Below are 18,704 nucleotides of genomic sequence, written 5' to 3'. Positions count from 1 at the left end.
ATAGGAGCCTAGTCGTGAAGGGCCTTTGCGGCAGGCAGCAAACGCTGAAACTTGCGATAACGCGCCTCCAACACCGGCTGCTGCGTCAGGTCAGGTTTGTACCGGGCCTTGACCGGCATCCCCGCCGCCAGCAAATCGGCGCCCAGCCCCAGCGCCACAAACCCCAACTTTGCCGCGCCAATGCACGCGCTCAATTCACTGCCGTGCAAGGTGACGATTTCCCGCTGCAGGATGTTCGCCAGCAACTGCGCCCAATACGCACTGCGCGCACCGCCGCCCACCAGGGCACAGGCTCCCACGTCGGCACCGGTCGATTGCACCGCACGCAACGCATCGAGCAAACCGAAACCCACCCCTTCCATCACCGCATACCCCAACATCGCCGGGGTGCAGTCATGCCCGAGATTCATAAAACCACCGCGCAGTAAGGGATCGTTATGGGGCGTGCGCTCACCGGCCAGGTAAGGCAGAAACAGCGGCGTGCTCAGTGGCACCGGCTGCCCGCTCGGCAACTGCGTCTGCACCTGGTCCAGCAACGCCTGTTCATCCGCCACGCCCGTGAGCTGCGTGACCCAGCGCAGGCAACTGGCGCCGGCGAGCATGGCGCCCATGGTGTACCAGCGGTTGGGTAGTGCATGGCAGAAGCTATGAACCGCACTGCCCGGGTTGCCGGCGGCGTGGTCGGTAATCGCGACAATCGCCGCGCTGGTGCCCAAGGTAATAAAGCCGTCACCAACGTTTATCGCGCCGATACCGACGGCCGCTACCGGGTTGTCACCGCCGCCACCGGCAATCACCACCTGCGTCGACAAACCCAGCCCGCTCGCGGTCACGCGGGCACTGGCCGCGCCGCCTTCCACCAGCCGGGGCATCTGCGCAGGCGTGAGGCCCGTGGCGTGCAGCATCGGGGTGAACCACTCACGCTGCGCCACGTCCAGCCACAGGGTGCCGGCGGCGTCCGACATATCGCTGATACGTTCGCCACTGAGCCGCAGGCGCAGGTAGTCCTTGGGCGACAGCACGCAGTCGATCGCATTGAACACCAACGGCTCATGCTGTTTCAGCCACAGCAACTTGGGCGCGGTGAGCCCGGCCATGGGCAGGCTGCCGGTGACCTCGGCAAAGCCTGGACCGAGCTGTTCGGCCTCGGCCACCGCGCGTGAGTCGTCCCACAGGATCGCCGGGTACAACACGCGGTTGTCATCGCCCAATAACACCGCGCCGTGCATTTGCCCGGACAAGCCGATGCAGGCCACACGGGCGAACGCTTCATGGGTGCGCAGGGTTTCAAGTGCCTGCAAACAGGCTTGCCACCACTCTTGCGGCGCCTGTTCGGACCAGCCGCTATGGCGCCGAGCCACGCTCAAGCGCACGCCGGCATGGGCCAGCACGCGGCCATGGGTGTCCATCAGGATGGCTTTGAGTTCCGAGGTGCCCAGGTCAATGCCCAGGGAAACAGGACTGTTCATGCGTGTGTGATTCCAATCAATGACAGCCACAGGAGTTACGTAACTGCAGGGTCGGCGCGAGGCGCACGCTCTGGGGCGGTGCGTTGGGCGCCGCCATGCGTTGCAGCAACAGGTCAACCGCGCGGGCGCCGAGCGCCTTGACCGGCTGGGCGATCAGGCTCAGGCGCGGCACGAAAAAATCCGCCCAGTCAAAATCATCAAAGCCCACCAGGGCCATTTGTCTCGGCACGTCAAGCTGCGCGTCACGCAAGGCGTGCATCGCGCCGAGGGTCATGAGGTTATTGCCGGCCATGATCGCCGTGGGTGGCGAAGCCAGGCCCAGCAACTGCACCGTGGCCTGGCGCGCAGGCTCGGTGTTGGAGCCGCCGTTGACCAGCAACTGCGGATCGAAGGCGAGCCCCGCCGCGTGCAACGCCGCGCAGTAACCCGCCACCCGCTCATCCGTGGTACTGAACCCCGTGCGCCCGGCAATAAAGCCGATGCGACGGTGCCCGTGCCCGACCAAGTGTTCAATCAGCGCCTGGGTGGCCTGGGCATTCTCCACTCCGACCTGATCAAACTGCTCACTCATCATCCGATCCACCAGCACCGCTGGAATCTCGTTGGCGCGCAGATACTCCAGGGCCAACGAACCGTTGGAGGGGGCCAGCACAATTCCGTCGACCCGCCGGTGATGCAGCGCCGTGACCACCCGCAGTTCCTGCTCCGGGTCGTCGTGGGTGTCGACAAACAGCATCATGTAGCCGTGTTTGGCGCACTCGGTTTCAATCGCATGCACGGTTTCGCTGAAATAGTGGTTGGACAGCGCCGAGATCGCCACGCCGATGGTGTTGGTGCTCGAACGGGCCAGCGAGCGCGCCAGGGTGTTGGGGATGTACCCCAACGCCTGGATCGCCTGCTGTACCGCCAGCACCGTGGCCGGGCTGACTTTGCGGGTGCCGTTCAACACGTGGGACACGGTCGACGTCGATACCCCCGCCCTGCTTGCCACGTCGTCCATGGTCACCACGGCGCTGTTCCTCTTTTCAGATCAATGTTTACTCGACCAGCCGCTGTAGGTACCGACGTTGTCGCGGGTGATCAGTTTTGGCGTGAGCAGGGTAACGGCTTCGGCCGGGGCTTTGTCATTGAGAATGTCATTGCCCACATCCACTGCGGTCTGGGCCATGGACCAAGGGTCCTGGCTGGCGGAGGCCTGGATTTGTGTGTCGGTTTTCAGCGCGTTCTCGATATCCGGCGCGCCGTCCACCGAGGTGATGATGATGCCGCTGCGTTTGAGTTGCTTGGCCGCCAGGTCACTGCCGATGGCTTGCGGGTCGTTGATTGCAAACAGGCCGTCGATTTTCGGGAAGCGCGTGAGGTAACCCTGCATCACGTTCAGGCCGCCTTCGCGCGAGCCCTTGCCATCCTGATCATCGGACAGCACCTTGATATCCGGAGCGCCGGCCAGCGCGGCCTTGCAGCCTTTGACGCGGTCGGTCACGGCGGTCACCTGCGGGCCGTTCTGGATAATCACATTGCCCTTGCCCGAGAGTTTGTCCACCAGGTACTGACAGGCCAGTTTGCCGGCTTCGACATTGTCGGTCTGTACCGTGGCGTTCACGCCCTTGGCGTCCACATCCACCGCCACCACCACAATACCGGCGTCACGGGCTTTCTTGATCGCCGAGGCCATGGCGGACGGGTCGACAGCGTTGATCAGAATCAAGTCGACCTTGGACGAGATGAAGTTATCGATCTGTGAGAACTGCTTGCTCAGGTCATAGTCGGCCGACACCGACGTGACCTTGACGTTGGGGTTCAGCGCTTTGGCGCGTGCGGTGGCGCCGTCGGCCAGGGTCACGAAGTAAGGGTTGCCCAGCGAGCCCATGCTGATGCCCAGTGCTTTGAGCTCACGGGCCTCAACCGCTTGGGACATGAGGGCAGCCAGAGCGATGACGGGAACGATTTGTTTGAAGTTCATGCGGGTCTCTCTTGTGATTGTTGTAGGAGTGAACTCAGGTGCGCGCACCGGACTGGCGATAACGATCCAGCGCCACCGCGCCAATGATCACGATGCCCTTGATGATGTACTGCCAGATATCCGATACCCCCAGCAGCACCAGGCCATTGGTGAGCACCGCGATAATCAGCGCGCCGATCAGCGTGCCGCCGATGGTGCCGACGCCGCCGGTAAAACTGGTACCGCCGAGGATCACCGCGGCGATCGCATCCAGCTCATAGGATTGGCCCAGTTGCAGGCCATTGGCGGCAAACAGGCGCGAGGCGCTCATCACCGCGCCCAGCCCGGCCAAGGCACCGGACATGGCGTAGACGAACAGCAGCACCTTCCACACCTTGATCCCCGACAGCCGCGCCGCTTCCGGGTTGCCGCCCACCGAATAGATCTGCACGCCCATCACCGTGCGCCGCAGGATGAACCACGACAGCGCGACCACCGCCACGGCGATCACCACCAGCCACGGCACCCCCAGAATCGAGTCGTTGCCGATAAAGGCGAACGGCAGGTCAGGGTTGAACACGGTCTTGTCGTCGGCCAGCAGGCGCGCCAGGCCGCGCATGGCGGTCAGCGCACCGAGGGTGACGATAAACGGCGGCAGGCGCATGAAGGCGATCAGGCCGCCGTTGACCAGGCCCAGCAACAGGCCAAAGCCAATCCCGGCGGCGATCCCGAACATGCCGAACTGCGGCGACATCGACGCCTGCAACGCGACCACCGCAGACGCCGCCAGGATGGCCCCCACCGACAGGTCGATGCCCGCCGTGAGAATCACAAAGGTCATGCCCGCCGCCAGCACCACGTTGACCGAAGCCTGCTGGGTAATGATCGACAGGTTCTGCACCGTCAGGAAGTTCTCGCTGGCCAGGGCAAAGCCCACCAGCAACAACACCAACACCGGCAACATGCCCACGGTGCGCATCAGCGCCCGCGCACGCTCAGCCTTGCCCACTGTTGCAATCATCGAATCAGCCATTGGCAACCACCTGATCGCCACCGGTGGCGAGGTCAATAATACGTTCCTGGGAAATAGCGTGGCCCGAGGCCCCGCCGACTTCGGCCACCAACTGGCCTTCACGCATGATCAGCACGCGGTCGCACGTGCCGATGATCTCCGGCAGCTCGCTGGAGATCACCACGATCCCCACCCCCGCTTGCGCCAGTTGATTGATGATGCGGTAGATCTCGGACTTGGAACCGATGTCGACGCCACGCGTGGGTTCATCGAGGATCAGCACGTGGGGCTTGACCTCCAGCAGCCGCGCCAGCAGCACCTTTTGTTGATTGCCGCCGGACAGCGCACCGACATTGACCTTGCCCGACGCGACGCGAATCGACAGTGACTTGATCGCGTCATTCGCGCGTTGCGCACCATGGCCGCGATCGAGCACGCCGCCGGCATGGGCGTCCGGCACACAGGCACAGACATTGATGTTGTCGGCCACGCTCATGTCCAGGAACAGGCCCTGCGCCTTGCGGTCTTCGGTGAGGTACACCACACCGGCGCGAATCGCGTCCGCCGGGGTGCGCAGTTGGGTGACGGTCTTGCCCACCACTTCCAGGGTGCCGCTGGTGCGCGGGTCGGCGGCGAAGATCAGCCGCGCCAGCTCGGTGCGGCCTGCCCCCACCAGCCCGGCAATGCCCAGTACTTCACCGGCGTGCAGATCAAAGCTGCAGTGGCGCACGCGCTTGCCGTCGGCCATGTCGCGTACGCGCATCACCACCGCGCCGGGGTCATAGGCGGCGTGTTCCTTTTTGTAGAAACCGGACAGGTCGCGGCCGACCATCATTTTCACCAGCACCTCGGCCGACAGTGCGTCGCGGGTCAGTTCGCCGATGTATTGACCATCGCGCAGCACCGACACCCGGTCCGACAGCTCGTAGATCTCGGCCATGCGGTGACTGATATAGATGATCGCCAGGCCCTGGGCGCGCAGTTGCTTGATCAGCGCGAACAGGCGGTCGGTCTCGCGGGACGACAACGGCGTGGTGGGCTCGTCCATCACCAGGATTTTGGCGTGGGCATGCAAGGCGCGCGCGATTTCCACCAGTTGGCGCTCGGCAATCGACAGGCTGCTGACCTGTGTCGCCGGGGTGAATTCGGCGCCCAGGCGCTGCAGCACCTCCACGCAACCGTCCCTCATGCCTTGACGGTCGATGGTCCAGCCACGGCGTAACTCACGGCCCAGGTAGATGTTCTCGGCCACACTCAGGTTCGGGCACAGGCTCAGCTCCTGGTAGATCACGGCAATACCGAGGGCTTTGGCGGTGGCGGGGTTGAAGGTGGGAACGGTTTGACCGTCGATGCGGATTTCGCCGCCGGGGTCGGCCTGGTAGGCGCCGGAGAGGATTTTCATCAAGGTGGATTTGCCGGCGCCGTTCTCCCCCATCAAGGCGTGGATTTCGCCGGGGTAGACCTTAAGGCCGACACTTTTAAGCACGCGCAACCCGTTAAAGGTTTTGCTGATGCCCTGCATCTCAAGCAAGGGTTCAAGGCTCATGGCTGAGCTCCTGGTTTTATTATTTTTGTATTCGCCCCCTTTGAAAAAGAGCCGATTGCCACCGACTCTAATCAGATACATTTGCTTACGCAAGCGCTTGCGTCGCCCGTTTGTCGCTAGAAGAAACGTTTCACCCAGCGCTATAAGCGTAGCTTTCGCATTTCTAACGTTTTGGCAGCATTCGCGTCAGGGTGTTATCCCGCACCCAGTAATGGTGGAACAACCCAGCGGCCGCGTGCAGGCCAATCAGCCAGTAGCCGGTACTGCCCAGCCACTCATGCCAGTGCTTGAGTTGCTTGGCGTGGTCCGGGTCTACGGCCACCAGCGACGGCAGCGCCCATTCGAAATACGGCACCGGCTTGCCCGCGGCGTTGAGCATCAGCCACGCCAGCAACGGCGTGCCGATCATCAGTGCGTACAGCGCCAGGTGCATCAGGTGCGCCGCGACGGTCTGCCAGGCCGGTGGGCGCGGCAAAATGGCCGGGCGCGGCGCGAGGCGGCCCAGCAGACGCAGCCATACCAGCGCGAAGATGCCGAGACCAAACAGCGCATGGCCGGCCAGCAACAGCCCCTTGAGCGCGTGCCCTCGAGGCAACAGGCCCTTGAGTTCGATACAGGCGTAGACGCCGACAAACAGCGCCAGCATCAGCCAGTGCAGGGTCATCGACAGACGTGTGTAGCGCTGGGTCAGCAGATGTTCGCTCATGAAAGGGCAACCTTGTGCGGAAGTAGAGGCCGTGTCCGGCCTGGGAAAGTCGGCGCCAACCTGCCTGCACAGTCTTAAGGCAGTCTGAAGATCGACAATAACGCCGACTTTTCCCACCTTCAGACTTCGTTAAGAAACGCCGCTGATACTCCTCCCAACTTCACTTGGGAGGCACACCACCCATGCCCCGGATCGATTGGAACATTCCCTTGCCGCTGCTGTTCGGCCAGCCCGACAGCACCACCCTGCAACTTGCCCGCGCCCTGCCCCATGACCGTGAACGACCGGCCTTCGAGGCGTTTATCCAGCAACGTTTTCGCCTGGCCCACGGCGCCGATATCCGGCACTTCATGCCGCAATTGTTCGGCGTCAGCCAGGTCGACGGCGAGCTGTGCGCCGTCGCCGGGGTCCGCCTGGCGGGGGCCGAACCGCTGTTTCTGGAGCGCTACCTGGATCATTCGATCGAGCCACTGATCAGCGCTGCCGCCGAACGCGCGGTGGAGCGCAGCGCCATTGCCGAAGTGGGCAATCTGGCGGCCAGCGATACCGGCAGCGCGCGCCTGAGCATCATCGCCATTACCTGGCTGCTGGCCATGGCGGGCCTGGAGTGGGTGGCGTTTACCGGCAACGTCGGTCTGGTCAATAGCTTCCACCGTCTGGGTTTGAAGCCCGTCACCCTGTGCGCCGCCGACCCGCAGCGCCTGGGCGACGAGCGCCATCACTGGGGCAGTTATTACGAGAGCCAGCCCTGGGTGCACGTCGGCAATATCCGCGCCGGCTTCGTTCATTTGCGCAACATGGGCCTGTTTTCACGCCTGGGGTTGCCCACGCTTCTAGAGGACACTAGCCATGTCGCCTGAAACCCGTCGTTTCCATGCTGTACTGCGTGGCTATGCCGAACGCAACGACGGCGCTGTCGCCCTGTGGGGCGACACGCTGAAAATCAATTACACCGCGCTGTTTGCCGAAGTTACCTACCGCCAGGAACGCCTTCGCGATGAGGGGGTCAAGGTGGTGGCTCTGGCCCTGGACAACGGCGTCGACGCCATCTTGTGGGACTTGGCGATTTTGTTTGAAGGCCTGACCTGCCTGACCTTGCCACCGTTCTTCAGCCCTGCCCAGCGTGCCCATTGCCTGGAACAAAGCCACGCCGAGCGGGTGATCGCCGAGCCTCATTTGGACGCTGAGTTGCACGCTGGCGGGTATCGCAAAACCGGCGAGTTCTGGTGCCGCGCGTTTGAAGGTCGGCCGTCAATGCCGTCTGGCACCGCCAAGCTGACCTTTACCTCCGGCACCACCGGCACGCCCAAAGGGGTGTGCCTGAGCGCCGACAGCGTGCTGCGGGTCGCGCGTGAGTTGCACCAGGCCAGTCATGCCAGTGATCCACGCCATCACCTGGCGCTGCTGCCCATCGCCATCCTCCTGGAAAACCTGGGGTGCTACGCCGCGCTGTATGCCGGTGCCACCTTGAGTGTGCCGAGTCAAAAAAGCCTGGGCATCCAGGGCGCCAGTGCGGTGGACGCTGCACAGTTGCTCGGTTGCCTGGCGCTGCGCCAGCCCCACAGCCTGATTCTGGTCCCGCAATTGCTGCTGATGCTGGTGATTGCCGCCGAACAGAAGGCGTTCAGCCCCCACGGCCTGCGCTTTGCTGCGGTGGGCGGCGCGCGGGTGTCCAAGGCGTTGCTGCACCGCGCCGGACAACTCGGCTTGCCGGTCTACGAAGGCTACGGGCTGTCGGAATGCGCTTCGGTGGTGAGCCTCAATCGTCCCGAGGCGCAGCGCCCGGGCAGCGTCGGCAAACCCTTGCCCCACGTTGAGATCCGCCTGGCCGAGGACGGTGAAGTGCTGATCAAGGGCTCAACCCTGCTCGGCTACCTGGGTCAGGCCGAAGCGCCCGGAGAGTGGTGGCCCAGCGGTGACCTCGGCGCCTTTGATGCCGATGGGTTTCTTTACCTCAAGGGCCGCAAAAAGCATCAATTCGTCACCAGTTACGGGCGCAACGTCAACCCGGACTGGATCGAAGCCGAACTGACCCAGAGCGGCGTGATTGCCCAGGCCTTTGTCTACGGAGAGGCCCAGCCGCACAACCACGCCCTGCTTTGGCCACTGCGCGCCGATTGCACCGAGGCACAGCTGCAGGCGGCCGTGGACGCGGCCAACAGCGGCCTGCCCGACTACGCGCACGTGCACCGGTGGACGCGTCTGGATCAACCCTTCAGCGCCGCCAACGGCTTGCTCACCGCCAATGGCCGCCCACGGCGCGACGCCATCGTCGCCCGCTACCAAACCCTGCTTGCCCCTGCCTTGAACGAGGAAATGTCATCGTGAACTTTTTCGATACGCTCCAAGATGCCACCCAGCACGAACGCCAGGCCCTGTTCAGCCTGCCCATCATCCGCGATGCGCTGGAGGGCAAGGTCAGCCTGGAAAGCTACCGCGCCTTCCTGGCCCAGGCCTATTACCACGTTCGCCATACCGTGCCCCTGATGATGGCCTGCGGCGCTCGCCTGCCGTCGCGCCTGGAGTGGCTGCGCAAGGCGGTCTGCGAATACATTGAGGAGGAGTACGGCCACGAGCAGTGGGTGCTCAATGACATTGCCGCCTGCGGTGGCGACGCCCACGCGGTGCGTGAGGGCCGCCCCGGTTTGCCCATCGAGCTGATGGTCAGCTACCTGTATGACCTGATCTCCCGTGACAACCCGGTCGGTCTGTTCGGCATGGTCAATGTGCTGGAAGGCACCAGCATCGCCCTCGCCACCCATGCAGCCGGGAGCATTCGCGAGCGCCTGCATCTGCCGGAAACGGCGTTCAGCTACCTCAGCTCCCACGGTTCGCTGGACATTGGCCATATGCAGACCTACCGCGGCTTGATGAACCGCCTGGATGACCCGGCCGACCAGGCCGCCGTGATCCACGCGTCCAAGGTGGTCTACGCGCTCTACACCGACATGTTCCGCACCCTGCCGCGCATCACGGAGACGCAACATGCGCCTGTCTGATGCGCGCGTGGTGCTGACCGGCGCCAGTGGCGGCATCGGCCTGGCGATTGCCGCCGTGCTGTGTGCCAGTGGCGCCCAGGTGCTGGCGGTGGCACGTCATCGCGCCCCTTTGGAGGTGTTGCTCGCGCAGTATCCGCAGCAGCTGTGCTGGGTGAGTGCCGACCTGACCTTCCTCGCCGACCGGCGCAAGGTGCTGGCGGCGGCCGATGCCATCGGTGGCGTCAACCTGCTGATCAACACCGCCGGGATCAACCACTTCGCGATGCTTGAGCAACTGGACGACAGCGAAATCAGCGGCATGCTGGCGTTGAACATCACCGCGCCGATCTGCCTGACCAAGCTGTTGCTGCCGCAACTCAAGCTCGCGCCGAGCGCCATGGTGGTCAATGTGGGCTCCACCTACGGCTCCATCGGTTACCCCGGCTACGCCACCTACTGCGCCACCAAGTTTGCACTGCGCGGGTTTTCCGAAGCCCTGCGCCGCGAGCTGGCCGACACCCGCGTGGGCGTGTTGTACGTAGCGCCACGGGCAACGCGTACGCACATGAACAGCCCGGCGGCGCAGGCATTGAACGACGCGCTCAAGTCCAACGTCGACGACCCGCACACCGTCGCCTCGGCGGTGATCCAGGCCATCCTCAAGGATCGTCGCGACCTCTACCTGGGCTGGCCGGAGCGCTTCTTTGTGCGCCTCAACAGCCTGCTGCCAAACCTGGTGGACCGTAGTTTGAGCAAACAACTGCCACTGATTCGGCGCTTGAGTCACACACCTATCGATAAGGACCCCACCCCATGAAACGACTTTTTGCCGCCCTGCTGTTCACCCTGTTGAGCCCTCTGACCTGGGCAATGGACGCCGCCGACCAGCAACGCCTGACCGAAATCCAGACCCGTTGGGCACACATCCAATACAACCTGCCTGAGGAACAACGTTCCAAAGCCTTCGAACAGCTCGCCAGCCAGACCACGGCGCTTACCACGCAGCGCCCCAAGGCCGCCGAAGCGTGGATCTGGTCCGGTATCGTCACCAGCAGTTGGGCCGGCGCCCAGGGCGGGCTTGGGGCATTGAGCAAGGTCAAGGCGGCCAAGGCCGACCTCGAAACAGCGCTGGCCCTGGATCCCAAGGCCCTGCAGGGTTCGGCGTATACCAGCCTGGCGGCGCTGTACGACCGCGTGCCCGGCTGGCCCATCGGCTTTGGCGATGCGGACAAGGCCGATGCGCTGCTCAAACAGGCCTTGCAACTCAACCCGACGGGCATTGATAGTCTGTACTTCTGGGGCGATCACCTGTACCGGCAAAAGCGCTACGCCGAAGCGCGTGACGCCCTGCAAAAGGCCCTGCTCGCCGCACCACGGCCGGGGCGCGAAACCGCCGATGCCGGGCGCCGCAAAGAGATCACCGACCTGTTGGCCCAGGTCAATCAAAAACTCAACTGACAGGAGTCCATGTGCGCCTATTACTGATCGAGGATGATGTGGCGCTGGGGGAAGGCATCCAGCAGGCGCTGGTGCGTGAGGGCTACACCGTCGACTGGCTGCAGGACGGCAGCAGTGCCTTGCACGCCGTGCTCAGCGAAACCTTCGATGTGGTGGTGCTCGACCTGGGCCTACCACGCATGGACGGACTGGAGGTATTGCGCCGCCTGCGCGACAGCGGCGCCGTTGTGCCGGTGTTGATCCTCACTGCACGGGACGCCACCGAAGACCGCATCGCCGGGCTGGATGCCGGCGCCGACGATTACCTGATCAAACCCTTCGACCTGTCGGAACTCAAAGCCCGCCTGCGCGCGCTGCTGCGGCGCAGTGCCGGGCGCGCGCGGGTGCTGATCGAACACGCCGGCATCTGCCTGGACCCCAGCACGCAACAGGTCACCTACCACAACCAACCGGTGGTGCTGACCCCTAAGGAATACCAGTTGCTGCACGAACTGCTCTCCCCGCCCGGCCGCGTGATGACCCGCGATCAGTTGATGCAGTTGCTTTACGGCTGGAACGAAGAGGCGGAAAGCAACACCCTGGAGGTGCATATTCACCACCTGCGCAAGAAATTTTCCAGCGAGTTGATCCGCACCGTGCGCGGGGTGGGCTACCTGGTGGAGGAGCGTGGATGACCTCGATCCGGCGGCGCACCCTGACCCTGATCATCGGCCTGATGCTGACCGGCCTGCTGGTGATCAGTTGGCTCAACCTGCACGACAGCAACCACGAAATCGCCGAAGTCTACGACGCGCAATTGGCGCAGAACGCGCGGCTGTTGCAGGGCGTGATGAGCATGCCGCTGGGCGGCAAAGACCAGGCCGAGCTGTATCGCGCGTTTAACAAGGCCTTGGGCAACGCCGTGCCTAAGCTGGACGGGCATCCTTACGAAAGCAAAATCGCCTTCCAGGTATGGAACCCCCAGGGCGAGCGCCTGGTGTTTACCAGCAGCGCGCCAGCGCTTGCGGCGCCTCCCGAGACTGCCGGGTTCGGCAACGTCGAGGATGTCAGCGGTCGCCAATGGCGCGGTTTCGTGCTCAAGGACAAGGACAATGGCCTGCGTATCTGGGTGGGTGAACGTGACGACGTGCGCTCGGACCTGGTGGGCCGCATCGTGCGCCATACCCTGTGGCCCAACGTGTTGGGCAGCCTGATCCTGGCCGCATTGGTGTGGCTGGCCATCGGCTGGGGCCTCAAGCCTCTGGCCGATATGGCCGCCACCCTGCGCGCCCGCCACTCCGGCTCGCTGGAGCCGATGCAACTCACGCCCCTGCCCACGGAGCTGGAGCCGATGCAGGCGGCGTTGAACCGCATGCTGGCGCAAATCCAGGACATGGTCGGCCGTGAACGGCGCTTTATCGCCGACGCCGCCCATGAAATGCGCACGCCCCTGGCGGTGCTGCGGGTGCATGCGCAAAACCTGCTGGAAGCCGGTACCGAGACCGAACGGCGTGAATCCCTGGCCTTTTTGATCAGCGGCGTCGACCGCACCAGCCGCCTGGTCAATCAGTTGCTGACCATGGCGCGCCTGGAGCCCAGCGACGAGCATCTGCCTGTGCAGGCCATCGACCTGGCGGCGGCAGTGCGCGAAACGCTGATTCAACTGACACCCTGGCTGCTGAGCAAAGACCTTGAACTGGTGTTCGACGTGGACGACGCCGCCTATGCCGTGAGTACCGATGCGGTGGCGATCAATATCGCCCTGACTAACCTTGTGACCAACGCGGCCAACTTTTCACCGGAGCACGGCGTAATCACGGTGTGCTTGCGCAAACACGCCAACCGCTTCGCGCTGACCGTGGACGACCAGGGGCCCGGCATTGACGAGAACGAGCGCGACCGGCTGTTCGAACGGTTCTACAGCCGCGGCAATGCCCAGGGCGCCGGCCTGGGCCTGACCATCGTGCAAACCATCGCCCAACGTCTGGGGGGCCGGATACACCTGGAAAATCAGGCATCCGGAGGCTGCAGAGCCATCCTGGAGATCCCCGGTGATGCGCCGTAGGCGCAGCCGTCACGCGGCCACGGTTCCCAGCCACATCGCCCCGGTCAGCAGCAACTGTCCAGGGATCACGTAGGCCGCAAAACGCCGGCCGCCGGTGACCCAGGCCACCAAGCATTTGCTCAACGCGTTGCAACTGATGGCCAGCAACACGGGGGTGGACGCGGCAACCAGCGTCAACTGGCCGCTGCTGGCCAGCGCTGCAATCGAGGCGGTCGAGGCATGGGCATCGGCGAAGCCAGCCAGGGTGGCGCTGACAATGACCCCCATTTGGCCGAAGTGATAGAGCATCACCGACGACACAACGCCAATGCCCGTCAGTGTCAACACCATGATCAAGGCCAACTTGAGGTCGAACGCGCCGCCAACCTGAACCGGCTGGCCGGTGGGCGCGGTGCGCGCTCGCAGCATCACACCCAGCGCATACAGTGCGGTGGCAGCCAGGCCCGCCAGCAGCGGCCAGGCCAATTGGCGCAGTAAGGCAGGCTCCACGGCGCCCAGAATCAAAGCGGCCTGGGTCATCGTTGCCAGGTTCGACAGAATGGCGGCTGCCGCCAGGGTTCGCAGGTGGTCCGGCTCTTTGAGCGCCCTATGCCCCATGGCGGCGATGGTCACGGTACTGGACGCAAACCCCGAAGCGATGGCCCCGATGGCATACCCGTAACGGGGGCCCAGAATGCGTTCCGCCACGTGCCCCACCGCGCCTACTGCCATCAACATCACCGTCAACGTGCAGATGGTGCGCGGGTTCACCGCCTCGTAAGGGCCGATAAATCGATCCGGTGCCAATGGCAGCACCACCAACGCCACAACCAGCAGCAACAGGCCGTCGCGCATTTCTGCATCGGTCAATTGGCTGCGGGCGAAATTGTGCAGTTTCTGGCGGTAGACCAGCAAACCGGCCATCACCACGCCAATCGCCGTCGCCAGCGCAGGCGACGCGGCACACAGAGCGCCCAGCACCAGGACAGTCAACAAGGCGACTTCACTGGTGATGCCTGGGTCTTTGTCCTGACGCTTCCAGTAAGCCGTACTCACCAGCACGGCCAGGCACAGCGCGATCAGCCCAAGCAACAGCGCACCACCGACTTGTTGGGTGACATAGCCCAGCAAACCGGTGATGGAATAGGTACGCAAACCGGCAAACGCACGGTGTTCGCCCTCGCCTTTATGGCGCTCACGCTCCAGCCCCACCAGCATGCCGATGCCCAGCGCCGCGGCGGCGCCGGCAATGCCCAGGGTTTGCGTCATGCTGTGCCCCTATTACGCGCAAGTGTGCGGTGGGTTACCAGACTGCACCGCAACGGCACGATACGTGTTGATCATGGTCAACGACGCGCCGCACCGCTCGACCGACCGTCGCCCGGCGGCTCCCCCCTGCGCGCCCCTTGATGCAGGTCAATTCCGGCAAGGCGCCTGGGGCGATGATCAACCAGAGGCGTCACGACCCAAACCCCTTCGTTGCCACGGGAGATCAGCATGTCTGCTCAAGCACGTTTCCTTTTATTGGTTTCACCGTTGATGGAACACAGCCCTGCCCTGGAAAGAGCCGCCGCCCTGGCGAAAGCCGAAGGCGCCGCGCTGCATATCCTGGCCTTCGACTACCTCGACGGCCTGGCAACCGCGGGCCTGGTGAACGAGCAGGCATTGGAGCAGATGCGCCTGGGGTACGTGGAGCGCCACCACCAATGGCTGGAGGACCAGGCCAGGCCGTTGCGCAAGCTCGGGCTGACGGTCACCACCGAAGTCGCGTGGGTCGAACACCCGCTCAAGGAGTTGCTGCTGCGCCTCAAGGAAGAACCCATGGACCTGGTGATCAAGGCCCTGGAGCAGGAATCGTGGCTGTCGCGCCTGGTATTTACGCCGCTGGACGTGCACCTGTTGCGCGAATGCCCGGTGCCGCTGCATTTTGTGCGTCAGGTCAAACATGCGTTGCCGCGCAAAATCGTCGCGGCGGTCGACCCGTTTCATCGCGACGGCCGCTACGAGGGGTTGAACGACCGTATCCTGCATGAAGCGACAAAACTGGCCATCGCGTGCGATGCCGAAGTAGAAGTGGTGTATGCCCACGACTTGTCCGACCTGAGCGCCCAGGAGTATGGCTTAGGCAGTGGTGCGGGTTTTTTCTCTTCACAGGCCGCCAAGCTGCTGTTCGACGAGCAAGGCAAGGCTTTCGACGACCTCGCGGCGCGCAACGGCATCCCGCCCGAACAGCGTCACATGATCCTCGGCAGCCCGGCCCGTGTGCTGTCCAGCTATGCCGATGCTTACAACGTCGACGTTATCGTCATGGGCCGCGTCGGCCATCACGGCCTCGAGCGCCTGCTGGGCAGCACCGCCGAATCGCTGCTGTACAAGATGCCGTGCAGCGTCTGGATGGTCTCACCCGAAGTTATCGATTGAGTACCTGACGCAGCTGTCAAGGGCGGCGCTCTGCCGCCCTGTTGAATTTCTGCCCATCCAATTGAGTGCAGCGACACCGCACCGTGCGTGGTATCTGCTATTGTCAGGGCACTTCATGTCCTCCCCGTCGCCTTCAAGCGACTTTGTGTGAGCATGCTCTGCGCCCTCGCCTGACGACGACGGCGGGCCTGAACCCCATGGAACGCACAAGCGATGGACACTCCCCCGCCCTTACTGCCGCAGTCACGCGCGGAAAAAATCGTCGAGTTCAAACGCCAGAAAACCCTGCTCAAGACCGGTGCGCTGCAAGACGCCATCTTTAACAGTGCGTACTTTTCCAGCATTGCCACCGACGAAAAAGGCGTGATTCAGATCTTCAATGTCGGCGCCGAACGCATGCTTGGTTACGCCGCCACCGACGTGGTCAACCGCATCACCCCCGCCGACATTTCCGACCCCGCCGAGCTGATCACCCGCGCCGCCGCCCTCAGCCAGGAACTCGACACCCCCATCACCCCCGGTTTCGAAGCGCTGGTATTCAAAGCCTCGCGCGGGATCGAAGACATCTACGAGCTGACCTACATCCGTAAGGACGGCAGTCGCCTGTCGGCCATGGTCTCGGTGACTGCGCTGCGCAACCGCAATGACACCATCATCGGCTACCTGCTGATCGGCACCGACAACACCGCACGCAAGCAGGAAGAGGCCGAACGCAAAGGCTTCGAGCGAGCCCTGGAAGAAAAAAACCTGGAGCTCGAACACGCCAACCACATGAAGTCCGAGTTCCTCGCCACCATGTCCCACGAACTGCGCACACCACTGAATGCAGTGATCGGCTTTTCCGAGGCATTGAAAGACGGGCTGGTGGGCGACATGAGCGACACTCAGCGCGAATACATCGGTGACATCTTCACCAGCGGCCAGCACCTGCTGTCGCTGATCAACGACATCCTTGACCTGTCCAAGGTCGAGGCCGGGATGATGGACCTGGAGCTGGAACCCGTGGAACTGGCCGGGTTATTGGCCAACAGCCTGCTGATCGTGCGCGAAAAAGCGGCCCTGCAGCGCATCCAGCTCAAGCTGGACAGCCCGGTCGACCTGGGGACGCTGGTGCTGGATCTGCGCAAGACCAAGCAGATCGTCTACAACCTGCTGGCCAACGCGGTGAAGTTCAGCGAGCACGGCAGCGACGTCAGCCTGGCGGTGCGCGAGGTCGGCCGCGATCAGGTCGGCCAGATCGCCGGTGACTGGCCGGTGCATCGCTTTGTCCTGCAACCCAGCGCGCACCAGCAATTTCTTGAACTGAGCGTCAGCGACACCGGCATCGGGATTGCCCCGGATGACATGGGCAAGCTGTTCAAGGCCTTCAGCCAGATCGACAGCAGCCTGGCACGCAAATTCGAAGGCACCGGCCTGGGCCTGGCGATGGTCAAGCAGCTTGTCGACCTGCACGGCGGCAGTGTTGCCGTGGCGAGTCGCGAAGGACTGGGCGCGCGTTTTGTGGTGTGGTTACCCCTGCATCGCGCGAATGTGGAGGCCCCATGGCCAACATCCTGATCGTCGAAGACAACGAAGCGAACATGCGCCTGGCGCGCCTGCTGCTGGTCAACGCCGGCCACAGCGTGGTCTGGGCGGCGGATGCCGAAAGCGGCCTGACCCTGGCCCGTGAACAGCAGCCGGCGTTGATCCTGATGGATATCCAATTGCCAGGCATGGACGGCCTGGCTGCCACCCGCCTGCTCAAGCAAGACCCGCACACCGCGCAGATCCCGGTGATTGCCCTCACCGCCATGGCCATGAAGGAGGACCGGGAAAAAGCCCGGCTCGCCGGGTGCGACGCGTATGTGAGCAAACCCCTGCGCTACAAAGAGTTGTACCAGGTGATCGATACCCTGCTGAACCCGCCCAACACACCTCTATCATGAGTCCTCTCCATGGCCAGCCCACCCGCAACGCTGTTGATCGTTGATGACGAACCCCAGGTTCGCAAGCTGTTGGAAACCCTGTTGCAGCACGAGGGCTACCTGACCCTGAGCGCCGGCTGCGGTGAAGAGGCCTTGCGGTTGGTGGCCGAGCAACCGCCGGACCTGATCCTGCTGGACATCATGATGCCCGGCATGGACGGCTATGAAGTGGCCAGCCAGCTCAAGGGCAATCCGGTCACGGCGAGCATTCCGATCATCATGCTTTCAGCGTTGAGCGAGCCGACCGCGCGGGTCAGCGGCCTGGAAACCGGCGCCGAAGAGTTCATCAGCAAACCGGTGGAGCGGGTTGAATTATGGCTGCGGGTGCGCAACCTGCTACGGCTCAAGGCCCATGGCGAACAGTTGAAAAAGCCCAGCGACAATCCTCAATTGACGGTGCACGACCTGGCCCGCCTCGACTTGGAGAACGACCTGCGCGACGCCATTAAACACCAGGCATTCACCCTGCATTACCAGCCCAAGGTCGAAGTGGCCAACGGCAAGGTATGTGCTGTGGAAGCCCTGTTGCGCTGGGACCGACCCGGTTATGGCGCGGTCTCGCCCGCGGTGTTCGTGCCGGTGTTGGAAAACCTGGGGTTGATCGTGCCCGTGGGGCGCTGGGTCATCGAGCGGGTCTGCCAGCAAATCGCCGCCTGGCAGCGCAGTGATGTCGGTGCAGTGGAGGTGGCGGTCAACGTCTCCGGCCAGCAACTGATCGAGGGCGACTTGATTGCCGATATTGCGCGCATCCTCGCCAAAACCGGGGTCGAGGCGCATTGGCTGGAGGTGGAGCTGACCGAAGGCTCACTGATGGACAACACCCAGCGCACCATTGCCAGCCTGCAACGCCTGCGGGCCATGGGCGTGAAGATCGCCATCGACGACTTTGGCACGGGCTATTCAAGCCTGGCCTACCTGCGCCGCTTTCCCCTGGATACGCTGAAAATCGATATCGCGTTTATCCGCGAAGTCACCACCAACCCTCAGGATGCGGCGATCACCCGCACAATCATTGAGCTGGCCCATAGCTTGAAGTTGCGAGCGGTGGCCGAGGGCGTCGAAACGCAGGCGCAACTGGCCTTTCTGAAAGAGGCCGGCTGCGATCAGATGCAAGGGTATCTGTTCAGCCGGCCGTTGCCCGTGGCGAACCTGGAGCGATTGCTGACCAAGCAGCCACGCTGAAGA

At 63.5% G+C, this 18,704-nt stretch carries 18 protein-coding genes; 11 read left to right on the top strand and 7 right to left on the bottom strand.

What is annotated here, in order from left to right; translation table 11 throughout:
* Positions 1-8: 8 nt before the first annotated feature.
* The 6 genes from xylB to PSH59_RS13150 all read right to left on the bottom strand — a co-directional run bounded on the left by xylB (position 9) and on the right by PSH59_RS13150 (position 6,675).
* On the bottom strand, positions 9-1,469 hold the full coding sequence (xylB, locus tag PSH59_RS13175; RefSeq protein WP_305392852.1) for a xylulokinase: 1,461 nt from the start codon (positions 1,467-1,469) through the stop codon (positions 9-11).
* A 16-nt stretch (positions 1,470-1,485) separates the two neighbouring features.
* The gene (locus PSH59_RS13170; RefSeq protein WP_305392851.1) at positions 1,486-2,478 is read right to left on the bottom strand and encodes a LacI family DNA-binding transcriptional regulator; all 993 of its coding nucleotides are present in this window, start codon (positions 2,476-2,478) and stop codon (positions 1,486-1,488) included.
* A gap of 21 nt (positions 2,479-2,499) precedes the next feature.
* Positions 2,500-3,432 carry an ABC transporter substrate-binding protein gene (locus PSH59_RS13165; protein ID WP_305392850.1) on the bottom strand — a complete coding sequence of 311 codons (933 nt, stop codon included), beginning with the start codon at positions 3,430-3,432 and terminating at the stop codon, positions 2,500-2,502.
* Between the two features lie 34 nt (positions 3,433-3,466).
* Entirely contained in the window at positions 3,467-4,444 is a 978-nt protein-coding gene (locus tag PSH59_RS13160) for a ribose ABC transporter permease (RefSeq protein WP_248079219.1), read from the bottom strand.
* Positions 4,437-5,969: a sugar ABC transporter ATP-binding protein gene (locus tag PSH59_RS13155; RefSeq protein ID WP_248079217.1), complete on the bottom strand. Its 1,533-nt coding sequence runs from the start codon at positions 5,967-5,969 to the stop codon at positions 4,437-4,439. Before PSH59_RS13155 ends, PSH59_RS13160 begins: the two co-directional genes overlap by 8 nt.
* 163 nt (positions 5,970-6,132) lie before the next feature.
* Positions 6,133-6,675 (bottom strand): cytochrome b, encoded by a 543-nt coding sequence (locus PSH59_RS13150; protein ID WP_305392849.1) that lies wholly within the window; start codon positions 6,673-6,675, stop codon positions 6,133-6,135.
* 182 nt (positions 6,676-6,857) lie between these two features.
* On the opposite strand from PSH59_RS13150, the gene PSH59_RS13145 reads away from it, so the two are divergent.
* Genes PSH59_RS13145 through PSH59_RS13115 form a run of 7 tightly spaced genes read left to right on the top strand, consistent with a single transcriptional unit; the run spans position 6,858 to position 13,155 of the window.
* A complete protein-coding gene (locus PSH59_RS13145) occupies positions 6,858-7,535 on the top strand; it encodes a thermostable hemolysin (protein WP_248079215.1) in 678 nt (225 codons plus the stop codon).
* Positions 7,525-9,003 carry an AMP-binding protein gene (locus tag PSH59_RS13140; protein WP_017530659.1) on the top strand — a complete coding sequence of 493 codons (1,479 nt, stop codon included), beginning with the start codon at positions 7,525-7,527 and terminating at the stop codon, positions 9,001-9,003. Before PSH59_RS13145 ends, PSH59_RS13140 begins: the two co-directional genes overlap by 11 nt.
* Entirely contained in the window at positions 9,000-9,674 is a 675-nt protein-coding gene (locus PSH59_RS13135; protein WP_305392848.1) for a TenA family transcriptional regulator, read from the top strand. Before PSH59_RS13140 ends, PSH59_RS13135 begins: the two co-directional genes overlap by 4 nt.
* Positions 9,661-10,470, top strand: coding sequence for an SDR family oxidoreductase (locus tag PSH59_RS13130; RefSeq protein ID WP_305392847.1), 810 nt, complete (start codon positions 9,661-9,663; stop codon positions 10,468-10,470). The genes PSH59_RS13135 and PSH59_RS13130 overlap by 14 nt, the downstream gene beginning before the upstream one ends.
* Positions 10,467-11,111 (top strand): tetratricopeptide repeat protein, encoded by a 645-nt coding sequence (locus tag PSH59_RS13125; RefSeq protein WP_305392846.1) that lies wholly within the window; start codon positions 10,467-10,469, stop codon positions 11,109-11,111. The genes PSH59_RS13130 and PSH59_RS13125 overlap by 4 nt, the downstream gene beginning before the upstream one ends.
* A gap of 11 nt (positions 11,112-11,122) precedes the next feature.
* The gene (locus PSH59_RS13120; RefSeq protein ID WP_305392845.1) at positions 11,123-11,785 is read left to right on the top strand and encodes a response regulator; all 663 of its coding nucleotides are present in this window, start codon (positions 11,123-11,125) and stop codon (positions 11,783-11,785) included.
* Positions 11,782-13,155: an ATP-binding protein gene (locus tag PSH59_RS13115; protein ID WP_305392844.1), complete on the top strand. Its 1,374-nt coding sequence runs from the start codon at positions 11,782-11,784 to the stop codon at positions 13,153-13,155. The genes PSH59_RS13120 and PSH59_RS13115 overlap by 4 nt, the downstream gene beginning before the upstream one ends.
* A 9-nt stretch (positions 13,156-13,164) precedes the next feature.
* On the opposite strand, the gene PSH59_RS13110 is transcribed toward PSH59_RS13115, so the two are convergent.
* Complete coding sequence (locus PSH59_RS13110) at positions 13,165-14,403, bottom strand: DUF4010 domain-containing protein (RefSeq protein WP_305392843.1); 1,239 nt, start codon at positions 14,401-14,403, stop codon at positions 13,165-13,167.
* Positions 14,404-14,631: 228 nt separating this feature from the next.
* Between PSH59_RS13110 and PSH59_RS13105 the strand changes: the two genes are divergently transcribed.
* The 4 genes from PSH59_RS13105 (at position 14,632) to PSH59_RS13090 (ending at position 18,701) form a co-directional block, all read left to right on the top strand.
* Complete coding sequence (locus tag PSH59_RS13105; protein WP_305392842.1) at positions 14,632-15,555, top strand: universal stress protein; 924 nt, start codon at positions 14,632-14,634, stop codon at positions 15,553-15,555.
* Positions 15,556-15,768: 213 nt separating this feature from the next.
* The gene (locus tag PSH59_RS13100; RefSeq protein WP_305392841.1) at positions 15,769-17,112 is read left to right on the top strand and encodes a HAMP domain-containing sensor histidine kinase; all 1,344 of its coding nucleotides are present in this window, start codon (positions 15,769-15,771) and stop codon (positions 17,110-17,112) included.
* Positions 17,097-17,480: a response regulator gene (locus PSH59_RS13095; protein ID WP_248079199.1), complete on the top strand. Its 384-nt coding sequence runs from the start codon at positions 17,097-17,099 to the stop codon at positions 17,478-17,480. The genes PSH59_RS13100 and PSH59_RS13095 overlap by 16 nt, the downstream gene beginning before the upstream one ends.
* Positions 17,481-17,489: 9 nt before the next feature.
* On the top strand, positions 17,490-18,701 hold the full coding sequence (locus PSH59_RS13090; RefSeq protein WP_305392840.1) for an EAL domain-containing response regulator: 1,212 nt from the start codon (positions 17,490-17,492) through the stop codon (positions 18,699-18,701).
* Positions 18,702-18,704 lie beyond the last annotated feature (3 nt).

This window comes from Pseudomonas sp. FP2309 (assembly GCF_030687575.1).
Lineage (GTDB): Bacteria > Pseudomonadota > Gammaproteobacteria > Pseudomonadales > Pseudomonadaceae > Aquipseudomonas.
The sequence above is the reverse complement of the archived record's forward strand: the minus strand, read 5'-3'. Positions and strand labels throughout refer to the sequence as shown.

Coding starts and splice junctions, on each gene's coding strand:
- xylB (WP_305392852.1), bottom strand. CDS start 1,469: ATGAACAGTCCTGTTTCCCTGGGCATTGACCTGGGCACCTCGGAACTC.
- PSH59_RS13165 (WP_305392850.1), bottom strand. CDS start 3,432: ATGAACTTCAAACAAATCGTTCCCGTCATCGCTCTGGCTGCCCTCATG.
- PSH59_RS13160 (WP_248079219.1), bottom strand. CDS start 4,444: ATGGCTGATTCGATGATTGCAACAGTGGGCAAGGCTGAGCGTGCGCGG.
- PSH59_RS13155 (WP_248079217.1), bottom strand. CDS start 5,969: ATGAGCCTTGAACCCTTGCTTGAGATGCAGGGCATCAGCAAAACCTTT.
- PSH59_RS13150 (WP_305392849.1), bottom strand. CDS start 6,675: ATGAGCGAACATCTGCTGACCCAGCGCTACACACGTCTGTCGATGACC.
- PSH59_RS13145 (WP_248079215.1), top strand. CDS start 6,858: ATGCCCCGGATCGATTGGAACATTCCCTTGCCGCTGCTGTTCGGCCAG.
- PSH59_RS13140 (WP_017530659.1), top strand. CDS start 7,525: ATGTCGCCTGAAACCCGTCGTTTCCATGCTGTACTGCGTGGCTATGCC.
- PSH59_RS13130 (WP_305392847.1), top strand. CDS start 9,661: ATGCGCCTGTCTGATGCGCGCGTGGTGCTGACCGGCGCCAGTGGCGGC.
- PSH59_RS13125 (WP_305392846.1), top strand. CDS start 10,467: ATGAAACGACTTTTTGCCGCCCTGCTGTTCACCCTGTTGAGCCCTCTG.
- PSH59_RS13115 (WP_305392844.1), top strand. CDS start 11,782: ATGACCTCGATCCGGCGGCGCACCCTGACCCTGATCATCGGCCTGATG.
- PSH59_RS13110 (WP_305392843.1), bottom strand. CDS start 14,403: ATGACGCAAACCCTGGGCATTGCCGGCGCCGCCGCGGCGCTGGGCATC.
- PSH59_RS13105 (WP_305392842.1), top strand. CDS start 14,632: ATGTCTGCTCAAGCACGTTTCCTTTTATTGGTTTCACCGTTGATGGAA.
- PSH59_RS13100 (WP_305392841.1), top strand. CDS start 15,769: ATGGACACTCCCCCGCCCTTACTGCCGCAGTCACGCGCGGAAAAAATC.
- PSH59_RS13095 (WP_248079199.1), top strand. CDS start 17,097: ATGGCCAACATCCTGATCGTCGAAGACAACGAAGCGAACATGCGCCTG.
- PSH59_RS13090 (WP_305392840.1), top strand. CDS start 17,490: ATGGCCAGCCCACCCGCAACGCTGTTGATCGTTGATGACGAACCCCAG.